The 17482-nt window shown below is 72.4% G+C and carries 13 protein-coding genes; 7 read left to right on the top strand and 6 right to left on the bottom strand.

Features of this window, described 5'->3' with window-relative positions:
- The first annotated feature begins 146 nt into the window (after positions 1-146).
- On the top strand, positions 147-3602 hold the full coding sequence (locus tag AC0IW9_RS00980; protein ID WP_471646332.1) for a DEAD/DEAH box helicase: 3456 nt from the start codon (positions 147-149) through the stop codon (positions 3600-3602).
- Between the two features lie 8 nt (positions 3603-3610).
- Here AC0IW9_RS00980 and AC0IW9_RS00975 read toward each other — a convergent pair whose 3' ends face one another.
- Both AC0IW9_RS00975 and AC0IW9_RS00970 read right to left on the bottom strand, forming a co-directional pair.
- Positions 3611-4909, bottom strand: coding sequence for an MFS transporter (locus tag AC0IW9_RS00975; protein WP_471646331.1), 1299 nt, complete (start codon positions 4907-4909; stop codon positions 3611-3613).
- A gap of 55 nt (positions 4910-4964) precedes the next feature.
- Positions 4965-6050, bottom strand: coding sequence for an LLM class flavin-dependent oxidoreductase (locus AC0IW9_RS00970; RefSeq protein WP_471646330.1), 1086 nt, complete (start codon positions 6048-6050; stop codon positions 4965-4967).
- A 131-nt stretch (positions 6051-6181) separates the two neighbouring features.
- On the opposite strand from AC0IW9_RS00970, the gene AC0IW9_RS00965 reads away from it, so the two are divergent.
- The 3 genes from AC0IW9_RS00965 (at position 6182) to AC0IW9_RS00955 (ending at position 8940) form a co-directional block, all read left to right on the top strand.
- The gene (locus AC0IW9_RS00965) at positions 6182-7138 is read left to right on the top strand and encodes a TIGR03619 family F420-dependent LLM class oxidoreductase (protein WP_471646329.1); all 957 of its coding nucleotides are present in this window, start codon (positions 6182-6184) and stop codon (positions 7136-7138) included.
- A 22-nt stretch (positions 7139-7160) separates the two neighbouring features.
- Positions 7161-8075 (top strand): SMP-30/gluconolactonase/LRE family protein, encoded by a 915-nt coding sequence (locus AC0IW9_RS00960; RefSeq protein WP_471646328.1) that lies wholly within the window; start codon positions 7161-7163, stop codon positions 8073-8075.
- Positions 8076-8166: 91 nt separating this feature from the next.
- Complete coding sequence (locus AC0IW9_RS00955) at positions 8167-8940, top strand: competence/damage-inducible protein A (protein WP_471646327.1); 774 nt, start codon at positions 8167-8169, stop codon at positions 8938-8940.
- Positions 8941-8962: 22 nt separating this feature from the next.
- On the opposite strand, the gene AC0IW9_RS00950 is transcribed toward AC0IW9_RS00955, so the two are convergent.
- The gene (locus tag AC0IW9_RS00950) at positions 8963-9985 is read right to left on the bottom strand and encodes a M14 family metallopeptidase (RefSeq protein ID WP_471646326.1); all 1023 of its coding nucleotides are present in this window, start codon (positions 9983-9985) and stop codon (positions 8963-8965) included.
- A gap of 2 nt (positions 9986-9987) precedes the next feature.
- The gene (gene argE, locus AC0IW9_RS00945) at positions 9988-11145 is read right to left on the bottom strand and encodes an acetylornithine deacetylase (RefSeq protein WP_471646325.1); all 1158 of its coding nucleotides are present in this window, start codon (positions 11143-11145) and stop codon (positions 9988-9990) included.
- Positions 11146-11210: 65 nt separating this feature from the next.
- Between argE and AC0IW9_RS00940 the strand changes: the two genes are divergently transcribed.
- Positions 11211-12797, top strand: a complete 1587-nt coding sequence (locus tag AC0IW9_RS00940; protein WP_471646324.1) for a M81 family metallopeptidase — start codon at positions 11211-11213, stop codon at positions 12795-12797.
- On the opposite strand, the gene AC0IW9_RS00935 is transcribed toward AC0IW9_RS00940, so the two are convergent.
- Both AC0IW9_RS00935 and AC0IW9_RS00930 read right to left on the bottom strand, forming a co-directional pair.
- Positions 12794-13612, bottom strand: a complete 819-nt coding sequence (locus tag AC0IW9_RS00935; RefSeq protein ID WP_471646323.1) for an MBL fold metallo-hydrolase — start codon at positions 13610-13612, stop codon at positions 12794-12796. The two genes, AC0IW9_RS00940 and AC0IW9_RS00935, sit on opposite strands and share 4 nt — an antisense overlap.
- Before the next feature lie 5 nt (positions 13613-13617).
- On the bottom strand, positions 13618-14823 hold the full coding sequence (locus AC0IW9_RS00930; RefSeq protein ID WP_471646322.1) for a DsbA family protein: 1206 nt from the start codon (positions 14821-14823) through the stop codon (positions 13618-13620).
- Between AC0IW9_RS00930 and AC0IW9_RS00925 the strand changes: the two genes are divergently transcribed.
- Positions 14783-16297 carry a gamma-glutamyltransferase gene (locus AC0IW9_RS00925; protein ID WP_471646321.1) on the top strand — a complete coding sequence of 505 codons (1515 nt, stop codon included), beginning with the start codon at positions 14783-14785 and terminating at the stop codon, positions 16295-16297. The genes AC0IW9_RS00930 and AC0IW9_RS00925 overlap by 41 nt on opposite strands.
- A gap of 2 nt (positions 16298-16299) precedes the next feature.
- Positions 16300-17481: a pyridoxal phosphate-dependent aminotransferase gene (locus AC0IW9_RS00920; RefSeq protein WP_471646320.1), complete on the top strand. Its 1182-nt coding sequence runs from the start codon at positions 16300-16302 to the stop codon at positions 17479-17481.
- Position 17482 lies beyond the last annotated feature (1 nt).

Raw genomic sequence — 17482 nt, 5'->3', positions numbered from 1 at the left:
CCGCAGCAAGCCCGGATCCTCGCACCGATCGGCCGATGCCATGCGCCGCAGCCGGGATGCGGCCATGTGCCGAGGTATTTTCGGCATGGCGGCCATCGGGCAGGCGGGCTGGTGGGGGCGTCCCCCGGCCGGCATGATGCCGCCGAATGCCGAAGCCCCCGCCGAGTCCCGCCCTGACGCGCCTGCCGGTGGATGACGCGGCCATGCTGGGCCGGATCTCCGCCGAGGCTCTGGCGGCGGGCCATCGCTACGTCAGCCAGGGCCGGGTGCGCCGGCTGGCCCTGGCCGAGGACGGCCTGCGGATCGAGGCGGAAACGCAAGGCACCCAGCGCAAGCCCTATCGCCAGGCCATCATCCTGCGCATCGATGCCGCCGGGAACATCGGCTTCACCGGCCATTGCAGTTGCCCGGTTCGGGTCAATTGCAAGCATGTGGCGGCGGTGCTGGTCGCCGCGCATCGCCGCCTGCCATCATTGGAACTGCCCGCGGTGGCGGCGGCGACCCTTGACGAAGTGCCGCCCGCGACCGCACCTCCGGACGCGTCGTTGCCGCATGACGTGATGGCCTGGCTGGACTCATTGACCGATACGAAGGACGCCACGTTGGAGGCCTATCCCGACACGATCACCCAACGCCTGCTCTACGTGCTGGAGACGGTGCCCGGGCCACGCGCCGAGGCCCTGCCGCAGGTCACCTGCTGGACCGTGACCCTGCGGCGCGACGGCGGCTTCGGCATGCCCCGCTCCTACCAGCCGCGCCAGGTCGAGATGCCGGCCCGCTACCTCCGCACCTCGGACAAGCTGATCCTGCGGCGGCTGGCCCGCTTCGGCTACGGCCCCCCGCTGCTGTCGAAGGACGACGACCCCGCCGACCTGCTGCGCCGCATCCTCGCCACCGGCCGCGCCCATTGGGAACTGCCGACCGGCCCGGTGCTGGCGGAGGCGCCGCCGCGGCCCGGCCGGATCGGCTGGGCGGTGAATCCGGACGGCACCCAGCGCGCCGCGCTGCTGCTCGACGATGGGCTGGTGCCGCTGCTGCTGCCGGCCCCCTGGTGCATCGACCTCGCCTCCGGCGCGGTGGCGCCGGTGGATGCCGGCATGCCGCCCGCCGTCGCCACGCGGCTGCTCGCCGCCCCCGCCATCCCGGCCGAGGCCGCGCCGCGGGTGGCGGAGGAGCTTGCCCGCCGGCTGCCCGAGCACGCGGTCGCCACGCCGGCGGTGCCCGGCCCGGCCGAGCCGCTGCGCGGGCCGGTGGTGCCGCACCTGACCCTGACGCTCGCCACCCTGCCCTTCGACCCGGCCCAGCGCGCGACCCGGCGCTACCCCTTCTCCGGCAGCTACGAGGTGCCGATCGCCCAGCTCGCCCATGGCTACGGCCCCTTGGTGCTGCCCTTCGGCGGGGAGGAGCCGCCGGCGGTCATCGCCCATGACGGCAAGCTGTATCGCCTGCAGCGCGATCAGGCCGGGGAGGCCGCCATGCTGCGGCGGATGAAGGGCATCGGCTTCGCCCCGATCAACCAGGTCGCGCCCGTGCCCATCGCCTTCCGCCACGGCACCGATTTCGTGCTGGACGACGACAGCGACGGCACCGACTGGCTGCATGTGCTGACCCGGGAAGTCCCGGCGCTCCGCGCTTCCGGCTGGCAGGTGGTGGTGACGCCGGAATTCCCCATCCGGCTGGTCGAGCCGGAAGGGCCGCTCGAGGCCATGCTCGAGGAAGGCCTCGGCCGCGCCGCCCCGGGGGCAATCACGGAGGATGGCGGCGAGGTCACCGAGGGCTCCGGCATCGACTGGCTGGAACTCCACCTCGGCGTGGTGGTGGATGGCCAGCGGATCGACCTGATCCCCATCCTGGTCATGCTGATCGCCAATGGCGCCGGCGCGGCGCTGGTCCGGACGGATGATGGCGACGAGGACGCCCCTTTCCTGGTGCCGCTGCCGGATGGCCGCCTCCTGGCCCTGCCGCGCGCCCGCATCCGCCCCATCATGCTGGCGCTGATCGAGATCTTCACCAGCGGCGGCATCGCCACCGGCAGCAGCAAGGTCCGCTTCAGCCCGCACGACGCCGCCGAGCTGGCGCTGCTGGAGGAGGAATCCGGCCTCCCCTGGCTGGGCGCCGAGGGCCTGCGCACCCTCGGCCGGCAGCTGCGCGCGGCGGGCGACGCCATCCCCGAGGTGACCCTGCCGGAAGGCTTCCACGGCTCGCTCCGGCCCTATCAGGCGCAGGGCGTCGGCTGGCTGCAGATCCTCCGCGCCGCCGGCCTCGGCGGCGTGCTGGCCGACGACATGGGCCTCGGCAAGACCGTGCAGACCCTGGCCCACGTGGCGATCGAGCAGGCCGCCGGCCGCCTCGACCGCCCGGTGCTGATCGTCTGCCCGACCAGCCTGGTGCCGAACTGGACGCGGGAGGCCGCCCGCTTCGCCCCCGGCCTGAAGCTGCTGGCCCTGCACGGCCCGAACCGGGCCGAGCATTTCGACGCCATCGCCGGCCACGACCTGGTGCTGACCACCTATCCGCTGCTGACCCGCGACCATGCCGTGCTGACCGCCCAGGCCTGGCATGCGGTGATCCTGGACGAGGCCCAGACCATCAAGAACCCCAATGCCGAGACCACCCGGCATGCGCTGCGCCTGCAGGCCCGCCAGCGCCTCTGCCTGTCGGGCACGCCGCTGCAGAACCATCTGGGCGAGCTCTGGTCGCTGTTCGACTTCGTCGCCCCCGGCTTCCTCGGCAGTGCCAAGGAATTCCGCAGCCGCTTCCGCACGCCGATCGAGAAGGGCGGCGATGCGGAGAAGCAGGCGATGCTGCATCGCCGGGTCCGCCCCTTCCTGCTGCGGCGGACCAAGGACGAGGTGGTGGGCGAGCTGCCGCCGAAGACCGAGATCACCGAGCCGGTCGAGATGGGCAGCACCCAGCGCGGCCTCTACGAGGGCATCCGCCTGGCCATGCATGCCCGCGTCAAGGATGCCATCGCCGAGCGCGGCATGGCGCGGTCCGGCATCATCATCCTCGATGCCCTGCTGAAGATGCGCCAGGCCTGCTGCGACCCGCGCCTGCTGAAGCTGAAGGCGGCGCGGGAGGCCCGGGCGGGCTCGGCCAAGCTCGACCGGCTGATGGAGATGCTGGAGACCATGCTGGAGGAAGGCCGCCGCGTGCTGCTCTTCTCCCAGTTCACCTCCATGCTGGAGCTGATCGAGGCGCGGCTGGCCGATGCCGGGATCGAGCACGTGCTGCTGACCGGCGAGACCAAGGACCGCGACCTGCCGGTCCGCCGCTTCCAGGCCGGCGAGGTGCCGGTCTTCCTCATCAGCCTCAAGGCCGGCGGCGTCGGCCTGAACCTGACCGCCGCGGATACCGTCATCCACTACGACCCCTGGTGGAACCCCGCGGTCGAGGACCAGGCGACCGACCGCGCCCACCGGATCGGCCAGGAGAAGCATGTCTTCGTCCATCGCCTGGTCACCATCGGCACCATCGAGGAGAAGATGGAGATGCTGAAGGACCGCAAGCGCGCCCTGGTCGCCTCGGTGCTGGATGCCGAGCACGGCGGGGCGCTGAAGCTGACCGAGGCGGATGTGGAGGAGTTGTTCGCGCCGGAATGACGGCGCGGCTAGCGTGTTGTTTGGTCGCGTGATTCACGTCCTTCGGCGGTTCCGCCTCGGACGATCACGCTCGAGCGCGGCCGCCCCACCAAGGCCAGCGCGCCGCCCAGAACCCCCACCCCCGCGGCCAGCGGGCCGAAGCCGAAGAAGCCGAACTCCGCCATCATCCAGCCGCCGAGGGAGGCCGCGCCGAGCCATCCGAAGGACGCCGAGGTCACGTTCAGCCCGAGCACGGTGCCCCGCACCTCGTCCGGCACATTGGCGAGCGCGGCCATCAGGCTCGGCCGCGCCAGGGCATTGACGAAGACATAGCCGAAGCCGAGGCCCACCGAGACGGCCAGGCCCGGCGTCCAGGTAAACAGGGCGAGCGCCACCGCGGCGGCGCCGAACATGGCCAGGGCGAAGGTCATCAGCCGGTTCGGCAGCCGGTCGGCCAGTTGCCCGCCGAGGATGGTGCCGAGGATATTGCCCAGGGCGAAGGCCGCCAGCGGCACCGCGACCCCGGCCAGCGACAGCCCATAGGTCGCCTGCAGGAAGGTGGCGAAATAGACCGCCGTCAGCCCGTAGCAGATGCGCTCGGCGACGCCCATCGCCAGCAGCCGGATCACCGGGCCCGACATGGCGCTGCGGTAGCTGGGGCGTGCGGTCCCGGCGGCGCGGGGGCCATCGACCGGCTGCCGGGTGGTGATCCAGAGGCCCAGCGCCGCCGCCAGCGCCACGGCCGCGACGCAGAGGTTCACCCCGCGCCAGCCGACATAGGCCCCGATCCAGGCCGCGAGCGGCACGCCGACCAGCAGGGTCAGCGATTGCCCGGCCATGACCCAGCCCAGCGCCCGGCCGCGCTGGCGGTCCACGACGCGGGCCGAGGCCTCCGCCATGACCACGCCGGTATAGCTGCCGGCGAAGCCGCCGGCGATCGTCGCCCAGGTCGCCACCCCGGCGTAGCTCCCCGAGGCCGCCACGCCGACCATGCAGGCCGCGAGCCCCAATGGCCCGCCGATCAGGAAGGGCCGCCGCCCCCAGCGGTCCGACCCGGCGCCGGCGACCAGCGAGGCCGCGCCCCAGGCGATGGAGGTCATGGCCATGAGGTTGGCGACCATCGGCAGGCTGGTCGCCAGGTCGCGCGCCATGTCGATCAGGAAGGGCGCGCGGGTGGTGCCGGAGGAGGAGGCGGCGAACATGCCGAGGCAGGCGGCCGCGAGCAGCGCCCAGGGCATCCGCGCCAGCGGCGGCAGATTGGGCGGCAGGCCGGGCGGCAGCCCGGCTGGTGGCAAGTGCTTGGGCAGGGCAGCGGGGGCATGGGGCATCGCCGAGCCTATCCCGCTTCCGCCCTGTCCGGCGAGGCCGCCGCGGCCGGGATGGCTAGGCGGCCACCGCCATGCCCTTCACCCGCGGGATCACCTCCTCCGCGAACAACCGGATGGTCTCGTGCCGCACCGACCGCGGGACGCCATAGGTCGCATTGCTGATGACGAAGTAATTGAAGCCGAGGTCGGCGATCTCCCGCACCCGCCGCGCCACCGTCTCGGGCGAGCCGACCAGGTTCTGCGCCAGGTAGCCATCGAGGTTCGCCGGGTCGCTCAGCCGCCGCAGATTGGCGAACATCTTGTTGAACTGCTGGTAGCCCTCGATATTGCCCCAGGGCGCGTCGTCGGACTGGTAGTGCCGCACCTGCAGGGCGAAGAATTCCGGCAGGTAGCGCAGCGCCTGCTCGCGCGCCGCTGCATCCGTCTCCGCCACGAAGCACTTGATGGAGATGGGAAAGGTGACGTCGGTCGGATGCCCGGCCGCGGCGCTGCGGGCGCGCCAGGTCTCGAGGATCCGGCGCAGGACCGCATCCGGGAAGCTGGAGAGGCACAGCGGCGGCAGGCCCAGGTCGGCCATGATGCCGCCGCTCTCGACGCTGCCGATGGCGCCGTAGAAATTCGGCCGCCGGTCGCCGAAGGCCGGGCGGATCTGGGTCGGCTCGGTCAGGTTGGCGTAGCGGCCGGCGAAGGTGAAGGCATCGCCCTGCATCGCCCGGCGGGTGAATTCCCAGGTCTCGCGGAAGCGGTCGCGCGCCGTCTCCATGCCGATGCCGAAGGCATCGTATTCGGATTTGGCGGTGCCACGGCCCATGCCGATATGCAGCTCGCCCTCGCTGAGGTTCGCCAGCATCGCCAGATCCTCGGCGAAGCGCACCGGCTCGTACCAGGGCAGCACCATGACCGAGGTGCCGAGGCCGAGCCCCGGGCAGGCGGCGGCGACATGCGAGAGGAACAGCAGCGGATTGGGTTGCGGGTAGTAGTCGCTGAAATGGTGCTCGACCATCCAGGCGGCGTCGTAGCCGGTCTCCTGCAGCAGCCGCGCATCCGCCAGGGCTTCCCGGTACAGCGCGCGGTCGTCCTTCTCCGGCTCCCCGACCGCGCCGATCTGATAGGCGAAGCGAGGCGTCCGCTTGCTGGACATGGTTTCCATCCCGTTCATCCCTTGACGAAACGGTAGGTGCCGCCTTGCGCCGGTGTCAATCGCACCCCGGATGGGCGGCTGGACGGGCACTCCCGCCGGGTGCAGCCTGCGCCCAAATGGGGGAAACGCGCATGCAGATCGGGTTCAACCTGCCGGTCAGCGGGCCGATGGCAGCCCCGGCGACCATGGCCGGCATCGCCAGGCTGGGCGAAAGCCTGGGCTTCGACTACCTGACCCTGACCGACCATGTGGTGCTGCCGGATGCCAGCGTGGCCGGCTATCCCTATTCGGAATCCGGCGAGTTCTACTCGCCCGACCCCGGCCACCGGCATGAGCAGCTCACCACCGCCGCCTATATCGCCGCCAAGACCGAGCGCATCCGGCTGGTGCTGGCGGTGCTGGTGGTGCCGCATCGCCCGGCGGTGCTGGCGGCCAAGATGCTGGCGACCATCGACGTGCTTTCGGGCGGGCGGTTGACGGTCGGCATCGGCGCCGGCTGGCTGCAATCCGAATTCGAGGCGGTGGTCACCACCCCCTTCGCCGAGCGCGGCGCCGTCACCGACGAATACCTCGACGCCTTCCGCACCCTCTGGACCGAGCCGCGCCCGCGGATCGATGGCAAATACGTCCAGTTCGGCGCCGGCATGGTCTTCGACCCCAAGCCGCTGCAGCGGCCGCACCCACCCTTCTGGGTCGGCGGCGAGAGCGGCCCCTCGATGCGCCGCGCCGCCCGGCTGGGCGATGCCTGGTACCCCATCGGCAGCAACAACGCCCACCTGCTGGATACCCTGCCGCGGCTGGAGGCCGGCATCGCCAGGCTGCGAAAGCTGGCCACCGCCGCCGGCCGCGACCCCGCCAGCATCGGCGTGGTCTACCGGGTGAAGCGCCACGGCCAGGACGCCCCGCCGGCCAGCGACGGCCACCGCCGCCTCTTCACCGGCGGCATCGACCGGGTGCTGGAGGATATCGCCGCGCTCCGCCGCATCGGCGTCACCGGGCTCGACTTCGACTTCGAGGGCCGCGACGCCGACAGGGCCGCCGCCGACATGCAGCGCTTCCGCACCGAGGTGCTGGACCGCATCCGCTGACTGCGAACCATAAGGAAACGCCATGACCGCTATCCGCATCATCGCCGAGGACCTGGGCTTCCCCGAAGGCCCGGTCGCCATGGCCGATGGCAGCATCATGCTCACCGAGATCAAGGGCGGCGCCGTCACCCGCGTCACACCCGATGGTACCGTGACCCGGCTCGGCCCGCTCTCCGGCGGGCCGAACGGCCTGGCGCGCGGGCCGGATGGCGCGCTGTATCTCTGCAACAACGGCGGCAGCCGCTACCTGCCCGGCCATTTCATGGGCCAGGGCCCTTCCGAGGACTACGTCACCGGCACGGTGGAACGGGTGGACCCGACGACGGGCGAGCGCCGGCTGCTCTACCACATGTGCAACGGCCACAAGCTCTCCGCGCCGAACGACCTGGTCTTCGACCGCCACGGCGGCTTCTATTTCACCGACCTCGGCAAGCGCTACGCCCATTCGCGCGACCATGGCGGGCTGTATTACGCCCTGCCGGACGGCTCCTCGGTGCGGGAGATCGCCTATCCCATCCTCAGCGCCAATGGCGTCGGCCTCTCCCCGGACGAGCGGATCGTCTATGTCGCCGATACCGAATCCGCCCGGCTCTGGGCCTTCGACATCGAAAGCCCCGGCGTGCTGCGCAAGCAGCCCTTCCCCTCCCCGCATGGCGGCCGCTGCATCGGCGATCTCTCGCAGTTCTGCCGCTTCGACAGCCTGGCGGTGCTCGCTTCCGGCAATATCGCGGTGGCGACCCTGGTTGCCGGCACCATCACGGTCTTCTCCCCGGCCGGGCAGGTGCTGGACGAGGTGGCGATGCCGGACAGCCACCCGACCAATCTCTGCTTCGGCGGCCCGGACATGCGGACCGCGACCATCACCCTTTCGGGCACCGGCAAGCTCGGCCAGATGCAGTGGCCGGAGGCGGGGCTGCGGCTGAACTTCCAGGACTAGGACCCGCTGAGGTCCTTCGGCCCAGGCCCTGCGTTCCCGTCGGCCGCGGACTGCTCTAGCCTGCCGGCCGAAGCACCCCGGAGCGCCCGCCATGACCGACAATCCGACCGCCTGCCTCCTCATCATCGGCAATGAGGTCCTCTCCGGCCGGACCCGCGACGCCAACCTGCAGTTCCTGGCGACCCGGCTGGGCGAGCTCGGCATCCCGGTCCGCGAGGTCCGGGTCATCCCTGATGTGCCCGAGACCATCATCGGCGTGGTGAACGAGGTCCGGGCGAAATTCACCCATGTCTTCACCACCGGCGGCATCGGCCCGACGCATGACGACATCACCAGCGAATGCGTGGCCCGGGCCTTCGGCGTGGCCTGGGAGGTCCATGAGGAAACCCGGGCCCTGATGGCCGCCGATTACGCCCGGCGCAGCCCGCCGGTCGAGTTCAACGAGGCACGGTTGCGCATGGCGACCCTGCCGCGCGGCGCCACGCCCATCCGCTGCTCCGAGACGACCGCCCCGGGCTTCACCATGGGCAATGTCCATGTCATGGCCGGCGTGCCGCGCATCATGCGCGCGATGTTCGAGGCCGTGGCGCCGAGTCTCGAGCGCGGCAAGCCGATCCTCTCGCATACCGTCCATGCCGACTATGTCTATGAAGGCCAGATCGCCGCCGGGCTGACCGCCATCCAGGCGCGCTTCCCGGCCCTCGATCTCGGCAGCTATCCCTATTACCGCGGCACCGGCGGCGGCGTCGCGCTGGTGGCCAAGGGGACCGAGGCGACGGAAGTCTCGGCCGCGGCCGAGGCGATGTTCGCCCTGCTGGCCGGCTTCGGCGCGGCCCGGCAGGGGGAGCCCGCGCCGGAGGGCTGATCCGCCTCGCCCGGCCGCCCGCTCAGGCCATGAAGCGGGCCAGCCGCACCGCGGTCTGGCCCGGCATGGTCCGCAGGCTCGGCATCACCATCAGGCAGTCGTCGTGTGGGGAGCGGACCTCGGTATCGCCATCCAGCGCGATCAGCGTATTGCGCTGCGGCACCACGTCGCCGCCGCGGAAGGGCCGCACGAAGACGAAGCCCTGGGTCCGCGCCGTGACGGTGCGGGTCACCTCGGCCAGCCGCGGACTCGGCGGCTTCGGCACCAGCGGCCAGAGCGCCGGGTCGGCCGGGCTCACCACGCCCGTGGCACGCAGCAGCGCCGCCCCGGTGGCTTCCATGGTGGCGACCGTCGTCGCCTCCCAATGCGAGCCGGCCTCGACCAGCACCGCAGTCGCATGGCCCTCCGGCGTGACGAAGGGGTGGTAGTCGATCAGCCGCCGGCCGCTGGCATGGCCATCGTCGGCGACGACCAGGGGTGGGACGCCGATGCGCATCGCCAGGGCCGCCGCCCGGGCCGACTGCCCCGCCAGCATCAGGGGATCCGAGGGCCAGAGCATCGAATGCAGGTCGAGCAGGATATCGACGCTGTCGATCAGCGGCCGCAGCACCCGCGCCCGGCGCAGCTCGTTGGACCGGCGGCCGCCCGCCAGCGTGTCCTGGTCCCAGAGCCGGTTGAGATCCTCGTCGAGGAAGCGGCTGGCGGTCGGGTCCTCGGGGTCGAAGCGGGCATAGGCATCGATATTGGCGAAGACCAGGGACAGCCGCCCCCGCACCGGCCGCAGCCCGGCCCGAAGCCAGCGGTCCAGCACCACGGCGCCGCCGATTTCATTGCCATGCACCAGCGCGACCACCGCCACATGCGGCCCGGGCTCCGGCGCGACGAAGCTCCAGACCCCCGGCAGCACGTTCCCGCCCAGGAAGGGGCGGAGATCCGGCGCGCTGATCCGCACATCCAGGCGCAGGGGCGGATGGCCCGCCTTGCCTTGGGTGCCGCCGGCGATCAAGGCGAGCAGTGCCGGGTGCAGGGTGCTGTCCTCCGGCATCGTCAGGCTGTCAGCGTATCCGCAAGCCGGCGCAGGAACGTGACGCAGGATTCGAGCTCGCTCTCGGCCACCCATTCCTCCGGTTGATGCGCCTGGGCAATATGCCCCGGTCCGCACACGATGGTGGGGATGCCTGCGCTTTGGTAAAGACCCGCCTCGGTTCCGTAGCTGACCCGGCCGGCCTGGTTGCGCCCGGTCAGCCGCTGCACGAGCAGCGTCAGCGGCGCCTCCTCCGCCAGGTTCAGCGCCGGCAGGACGGATCGCGGGGTGATCTGCAGGGCAGCGCCCGGCAGGACGGCGCGCAGCGGCGGCATGGCCACCGTCGCCATGAATTCCTCCAGCTCGGCCAGCACCGTCGCAGCCTCGTCGCCCGGCACGGTGCGGACCTCGAAGGTGAAGGCGGCCCGGTCGGGGACGATGTTGAGGATGCTGCCGGCCTGGAAGGTGCCGACATGGACGGTGGTGAAGGGCGGCTCGAAGCCCGGGGCACGCCGCCCTTCCAGCGCGAAGGCCCGGGCCCGGCGGGACAATAGCGCAACGCCCTCGGCCGCCGCCTGCAAGGCATTGGCGGTCTCCGTCGTGCGGGAGGAATGGCCGGACAGGCCGGTCACCGTCACGTCCCAGCTCGCATAGCCCTTGTGGGCGATGATGGGCGCCATGCCGGTCGGCTCCCCCACCACGCAGAAGCCGGCCGGCGGCGCCGCATCCAGCTCCGTCACCAGGCGATGGGCGCCGGCGGCATTGGTCTCCTCGTCATGCGTCAACCAGAGATGGACCGGCCGCTGCAGCTCCATCGCGGCGAATTCCGGCATCATCGCGATGGCACAGGCGGCGAAGCCCTTCATGTCGGAGGTGCCGCGGCCGATCAGCCGGCCGTCCTGCCGCCGCAGCCTGAAGGGATCGGCGAGCCATTCCTGCCCATCCACCGGCACGCAGTCGACATGCGCCGAGAGCGCCGCGCCGCCGGCGACGCGCGGACCGACCATGGCATGCAGGTTCGCCTTGACCCCCGCCGCATCGAGGGTGATGCGGCTCGCCACGCCATGCGCCGCCAGCCACGACTGCACGTCCTGCATCAGATCGAGGTTGCTGTTCCTGCTGGTGGTGTCGAACGCCACCAGCCGGTCGAGCAGCCCCAAGGCCTCACCGATCTCCGCCATCCCAAGTCTCCCGTTGCACAGTCTATACGGGGTGGCGTGGGCGGCAATCCGGGGGGGGTCAAGGCATGGATCATCGGCAAGGCGGGGGACGAGACGCGGGACCGCGCATCGCCATCCTCGGCCTGCACCTGGAGGCGAATGCCTTCGCGCCGCCGACGGTGGCCGAGGACTTCGCCCGGCAATGCCTGGTGCGCGGCGCGGCGATCACCGGCCTGGCCCGTGCCGCGGCCAGCCACATGCCCGGCGAGATCGCCGGCTTCTATCGCCGGATGGATGCGACCAGCCCCTGGCGCCCGGTACCCCTGCTGATCGCCGCCGCGCCGCCCGGCGGCCCGATCGAACAACGGGTCCTGCTCGACGTCCTGGACGAGATGGCCCGCGGCCTGGCCGCCGCGCTGCCGCTCGACGGCGTCTATATCGCCAGCCACGGCGCCTCCTCCTCCACCGGGGACGAGGATAGCGACGGCACCATCGCCGCCATGGTCCGCCGCATCCTCGGCCCCGCCGTGCCGGTGGTCTGCAGCCATGACCTTCACTGCAATGTGAGCGAGCGGCTGGTCGCCGCCGTCGATGCCCTGGTCGTCTACCGGACCAACCCGCATGTGGACATGGCCGAAAGGGCTGCCGAATCCGCCGATCTGCTGCGGGAGATGCTGGCCGGCATGCGGACCGCCCGCGCCTTCCTCCGCCTGCCGCTGACGCCGCCCAGCGTCACCCTGCTCACCGCCGCGGGCCCCTATGCCGCGATGATCCAGGCGGCCGAGGCCCTGATGGCGACCGATCCGCGGATCGCCAATGCCTCCGTCGCCGGCGGCTTCGTCTTCAGCGACCTGCCGAAATGCGGCATGACCATCACCGTCACCGCCCGGAACGGCGACCAGGCGGCCGCCGATGCCGGCGCCCTGGACCTGGCCCGCCGCGCCTGGGCCGACCACGCGCGCTACCAGCGCCCGCTGACCTCCATCGCCGAGGCGGTCGCCCTGGCGCTTGCCGCCGGCCGCGGCGAGGCACCGCCCATCCTGCTAGCCGATGTCGCGGACAACCCCGGCGGCGGCGGCCGCGGCAGCACCACCTGGCTGCTCCAGGCCTTGCACGAGGCCGCGGCCGCCGGCGTCGTGCTCGGCGTGCAGGTCGATCCGGCGCTGGCGGCCGAGGCCCATGCCCTCGGCGAGAATGCCCGCTTCGAGGCGGTCTTCAACCGCACCGAAACCCCCTTCAGCCAGCGTTTCGCCGCCGAGGCCCGGGTGCTGGCGCTGCGCGACGGCCAGGGACTCGGCCGGCGCGGCACCATGGCCGGACGGCAGTTCGACCTCGGCCCCTCGGCCTTGCTGGAACTGGCCGGCTCGGGCCTGCACGTCGTCGTCGGCTCCCTGCGCCGGCAATTGCACGAGCCGCGGATGCTGGAGCTGCACGGCATCGACATCGCCGCAGCGCGCTGCGTCGTGGTGAAGAGCCGTGGCCACTTCCGCGCCGGCTTCGACGAATTCTTCCCCGATGCGCGGATCTTCGAGGTGGATGCGCCGGGCCTGACCAGCCCGGTCCTGGGCCGCTTCTCCTGGAAGCGGCTGCCGCGCCCCGTCTTCCCGATCGACCCCGATGCCGCCTGGGCAGAGCCCGCCCAGGCCCCGGCCCCGGCCCAGGCTCAGGCCTAGGCTTCGACCATCCCCGCCACCCAGGCGCAGTACCGCGCCGCGGATTTCGCCAGTGCCGCCTTGCCGCCCGTCACGATCTCCCGCTCATGGAAGGCGCCGTAGATCGCGTCGAACTCCAGCCGGTCGCAATGGGCCGCCATCCGCCGCACCTCGGCCGGCGGCAGCGGGATCAGGCAGGGATAGCTGCGCATGAAGCCCAGGTGCTTGCGGTCCGGCATCACCTGCAGGATGTCCCCGCTCAGCAGCGCGCCCTTCCCGCCCCCGCCATCCGCCCAATGGGCGATGGCCCCGCCGGCGAAATGCCCGCCCAGGCGATGCAGGGTCAGCCCGGGCAGCACCGGCTGGGCATCGCCCTCCCAGAAGCGCAGGCAGGGGTCCGGCCGCGCCGCATGCTGCCGGTCGGCGGCATGGACCCAGACCGGCACGTCGAAGGCGCGGCCCCATTCGACCATGGTCGAATAGTAATGCGGATGGCTCAGGGCGATGCCGGCGATCCCGCCCAGTCCCCGCACCACCGCCTCCGTCGCCGCGTCCAGCAGGGCGATGCAGTCCCACAGCAGGTTGCCCGCCGGGGTCCGCACCAGCAGCGCCCGCTGGTTGATCCCCAGCGCGGGATAGGCCTGCACCGCCAGCAGACCCGGCTCCAGCTGCCGCCAGCCATTGGTATGGGCACCGCGCAGCCGCTCCAGCGTGGTCCAGGCCTGGCCGCGGGCCGGGACATATTGCCGCTCATCCTCGCAGATCGGGCAGCAATCCGGCGGTGCCGCGCTTTCGGCGAATTGCATGGTGCAGGTCTGGCAGATGAAATGCGGCATGCCGCTCAGCCTCCGCCGGGCCGGCTGCGCGCCTCGGCCACCAGCCGTTCCAGGGTGGCAAGGTCCACGGCGCCGGGGACCAGCGTATCGCCGATCAGCAGCGCTGGGGTTCCCTCGATCCGCAGCGCCTGGGCCAGGCGCAGGTTGGACTGGATGCGCGTCTGGATGCCGGCATCCTCCATGTCCCGCCGCAGCCGCGCCCAGTCGAGCCCGACCCGCTCCGCCTCCCGCCGCAGCACCGGCTCGGCCGGATCGTCGCGCAGCTTCATCAGCACGTCGTAGTATTCGGCGTATTTCCCCTGCCGCTGGGCTGCCAGCAGCGCCCGGCTGGCGAGGATGCTGTTCGGCCCGAGGATCGGCAGGTCCTTCATCACCACCCGGACGTCGCGCTGGCGGCGCAGCATCTGGTCCATGACCGGCTGCAGCTGCTTGCAATAGCCGCAGCGGGCATCGAAGAATTCGACGATGGTGATGCTGCCCTGCGGGTTGCCCTTCACCGGGTCGGCCGGGTCGCGGTACAGCGCATCGCCATGCGCGGCGATGGCGACGCGCTGGGCGCCCTCGCGGTCCCGCGCATCCGCCGATTCCAGCGCCCCCAGCGCCTCCCGCAGCAGGCTCGGGTCCTGGCGCAGCGCGTCGCGCAGGAGGGTCAGCACCTCCTGCCGTTGCTCCGGCGACAGGCCCTGGGCCGGGGCCGGTGCCCCCCAGGCCAGCAACGCGGCCAAAACCCCTGCGGATAATGCCTTCACCTTGGGTATCTCCTCCGCATCGCGTCGTCCTGCCCGCGCTGCTCCTGGGCCAGGGTATCGCGTTGCGGCGCATTGCGCAGCTTCCGCGGCCCGGACGGCGCCGAGACCGTCACGCGGCGACCCGACACGGGCGCGGGTCATCGGATCTCGCGGCGCCTCCGGGATGCGGGGGATGGGTCCGCCGGCGATAGGGCCGGCCTCATGCGCCTGCCGGCCCGGCCCGGCCCGGACGAACATGCGGTTGCCGCTGGTGACGAAGGCGGCTATGGGCCGGGCCTGGATCAACGTGATGCGCGCCGGGCCGGCATCCATGCCGGCGGCCCGACCGCGCCGGCCGCGCCCCGGGGTCCGTGCCACCTGGGCCTGCGCCACACCCGGTGCGATAAGGGGCGGCGCCATGAAGGGGACCAGGGACAGCAGCATGACCAGCAGCGCCGAGATCAAGGCCAGCGGTTTCCGCATGGAGACGTATCGAGCGCGGCCTGCCGCGCCGCGGAAAGCCGGGCACATCGGTTTCGTCCTGCTGGCGGCAGCCCTTGCCCTGCCCGGCTGCGACACCGTCAACCGCGCGGTCTCCTCCGTCGTCGGCAGCGGCCCGCCGGTGGGTGCCCCGGGGAATGTCCGCGGCTTCCTGGGCGGCGTCGCCACCGAGGATCCGGCGGCGGCGCTCGCCGCCCGCAACGTGCTCTCGGCCGGCGGCACCGCGGTGGATGCGGCGGTCGCGGCCGGCTTCACCCTGGCGGTCACCCTGCCCTCCAAGGTCGGGCTCGGCGGCGGCGGCGCCTGCCTGGTCTTCGACCAGGCCAAGGGCGCGACGGAGGCGGTGCTCTTCCTCCCCGGCACCCGCACCGCGACGCCGGCCGGGGCGGATCGTCCGGCCGCCGTGCCGCTGCTGGCCCGTGGCCTCTTCGGCCTGCATACCCGCAACCCCGGCCGCCCCTTCGAGGAGCTGATCGCCCCGGCCGAGCAGCTCGCCCGCTTCGGGACCGAGGTCAGCCGCGGCTTCGCCGGCGACCTCGCCGCCGTCTCCGGGCCGCTCTTCGCGGATCCCGCGGCGCGTGCCCTCTTCGCCCGCGCCGATGGCAGCCCGAAGCGTGCCGGCGACCCGCTGCTGCAGCCCGAACTCGCCGGCACCCTGGGCCAGCTCCGCCTCGCCGGGGTCGGCGACATGCATCAGGGGACGCTCGCCAAGCGGCTCGAGGAAAGCGCCCGCAGCATCGGCGGCGGCCTGACCGCCGAGGAGCTGCGCGCCGGCCTGCCGAACCTGGTCCCGCCCTTCGAGCTGCCGTCGCGCAACGGCGACCGGATCGCCTTCCTGCCGCCCCCGGCGGATGGCGGGCTGGCCGCCGCCGCCGCCTTCACCGCGCTGCAATCGGGCGCGACGCCCGAGGAAGCCTCCCGCCGCGGCCTCGCCGCCGTCACCGCCTGGCGGCAGCAGGGCGGCGACCCCAAGGCCGTCGTCGCCGCCACCAACCTGCCGGCGGCGACGCCGGGCCCGGTCGGCGCCTCGGCCGGGCTGGTGGTCTTCGACCGCATCGGCAATGCGGTGACCTGCGCCTTCACCATGAACAACCTCTTCGGCACCGGGCGGATCACCCCGGGCCTCGGCTTCCTGCTGGCGCCGGCGGCGAATATCGGCCAGGTGCGGGCACCGCTGCTCTCGGCCGCCATCGCCTACAACCCGAATATCCGCGGCTTCCGCCTCGGCGTGGCCGCCTCCGGCCAGGACCAGGCGCCGATCGGCGTCGCCGGCCCGGCCGCCTTCCAGCTTTACCGCTCGCTGGCGCCGGTCTCGGCGGTGGAGACCGGCGCCATCGGCACCGCGCGGACCCAACTCGGCGCCTGCGCCAATTACCTGCCCGGCTATCCCGACCGCTGCGCCATCGTCAGCGACCCGCGCGGGGGCGGCGTGGCACTCGGCGCCATCGACCAGTAGCCATGGCGCTGAAGATCGGCCGCGGTGCCGCGGCGCCGCCCTTCCTGGTGATGGATGTCATCGCCGCGGCCAATGCCAGGGCCGCGGCGCTGCCGCCCGGCACCTTCCCGGACGGCCTCGGCATCCTCCGCATGGAGGTCGGCCAGCCCGGCACCGGGGCGCCCCGCGGCGCGGCGGAAGCCGTGGTCGCCGCGCTCGAGGCCGGTGCCCCCATGGGCTATACCGAGGCCTTCGGCCTGCGCTCCCTGCGCGAGCGCATCGCCGGGCACTATGCCGAGCGCTACGGCGCCACCGTCCCGGCCGAGCGCATCGCCGTCACCGTCGGCGCCTCGGGCGCCTTCCCGCTCGCCTTCCTCGCCGCCTTCGACGTGGGCGATGCGGTGGCCATGGCGGCACCCTACTACCCGCCCTACGTCAATATCCTGACCGCCCTCGGCATGGTGCCGCAGATCCTGCCCTGCGATGCCGCCACCCGCTGGCAGCCCACCATCGCCATGCTGGAGGCGCTGGACCCGCGGCCCGCCGGGCTGATCCTCGCCAGCCCCTGCAACCCCGCCGGCACCATGCTGCCGGCCGAGGAATTCATCGCCATCGCCCGCTGGTGCGAAGCCCAGGGCGTCCGGCTGATCTCCGACGAGATCTATCACGGCCTGACCTATGGCACGGTGCAGGAGCGGACCGCCGTCGCCCATTCGGCCAGCGCCATCGTGGTCAACAGCTTCTCCAAGTATTTCTCCATGACCGGCTGGCGCATCGGCTGGCTGGTGCTGCCCGAGGACCTGGTCCGCCCGGTCGAGTGCCTGGCGCAGAACATGGTCATCAATGCGCCCCACGTGGCCCAGGTGGCGGCCGAGGCCGCCTTCGCCTGCCGGCCGGAGCTCGAGGCGAATATCGCCCGCTACCGCCGCAACCGGGATGCGCTGCTGGCCGGGCTGCCGGCGGCGGGACTCGACCGGCTGTCGCCGGCGGACGGCGCCTTCTATCTCTGGGCCGATGTCGGCCACCTGACCAACGACAGCCCGGAATTCTGCCGCCGCCTGCTGGCCGAGGCCGGGATCGCCGCGACCCCGGGCGTCGATTTCGACGCTGCCCGCGGCAGCCGCTTCCTCCGCCTGTCCTATTGCGGGCCGGAGGCCGAGATGGCCGCCGCCCCGGCCCGGATCGCCCGCTTCCTCGGGCGGTAGC

The organism is Belnapia sp. AC561 (assembly GCF_979252845.1).
The sequence above is the reverse complement of the archived record's forward strand: the minus strand, read 5'-3'. Positions and strand labels throughout refer to the sequence as shown.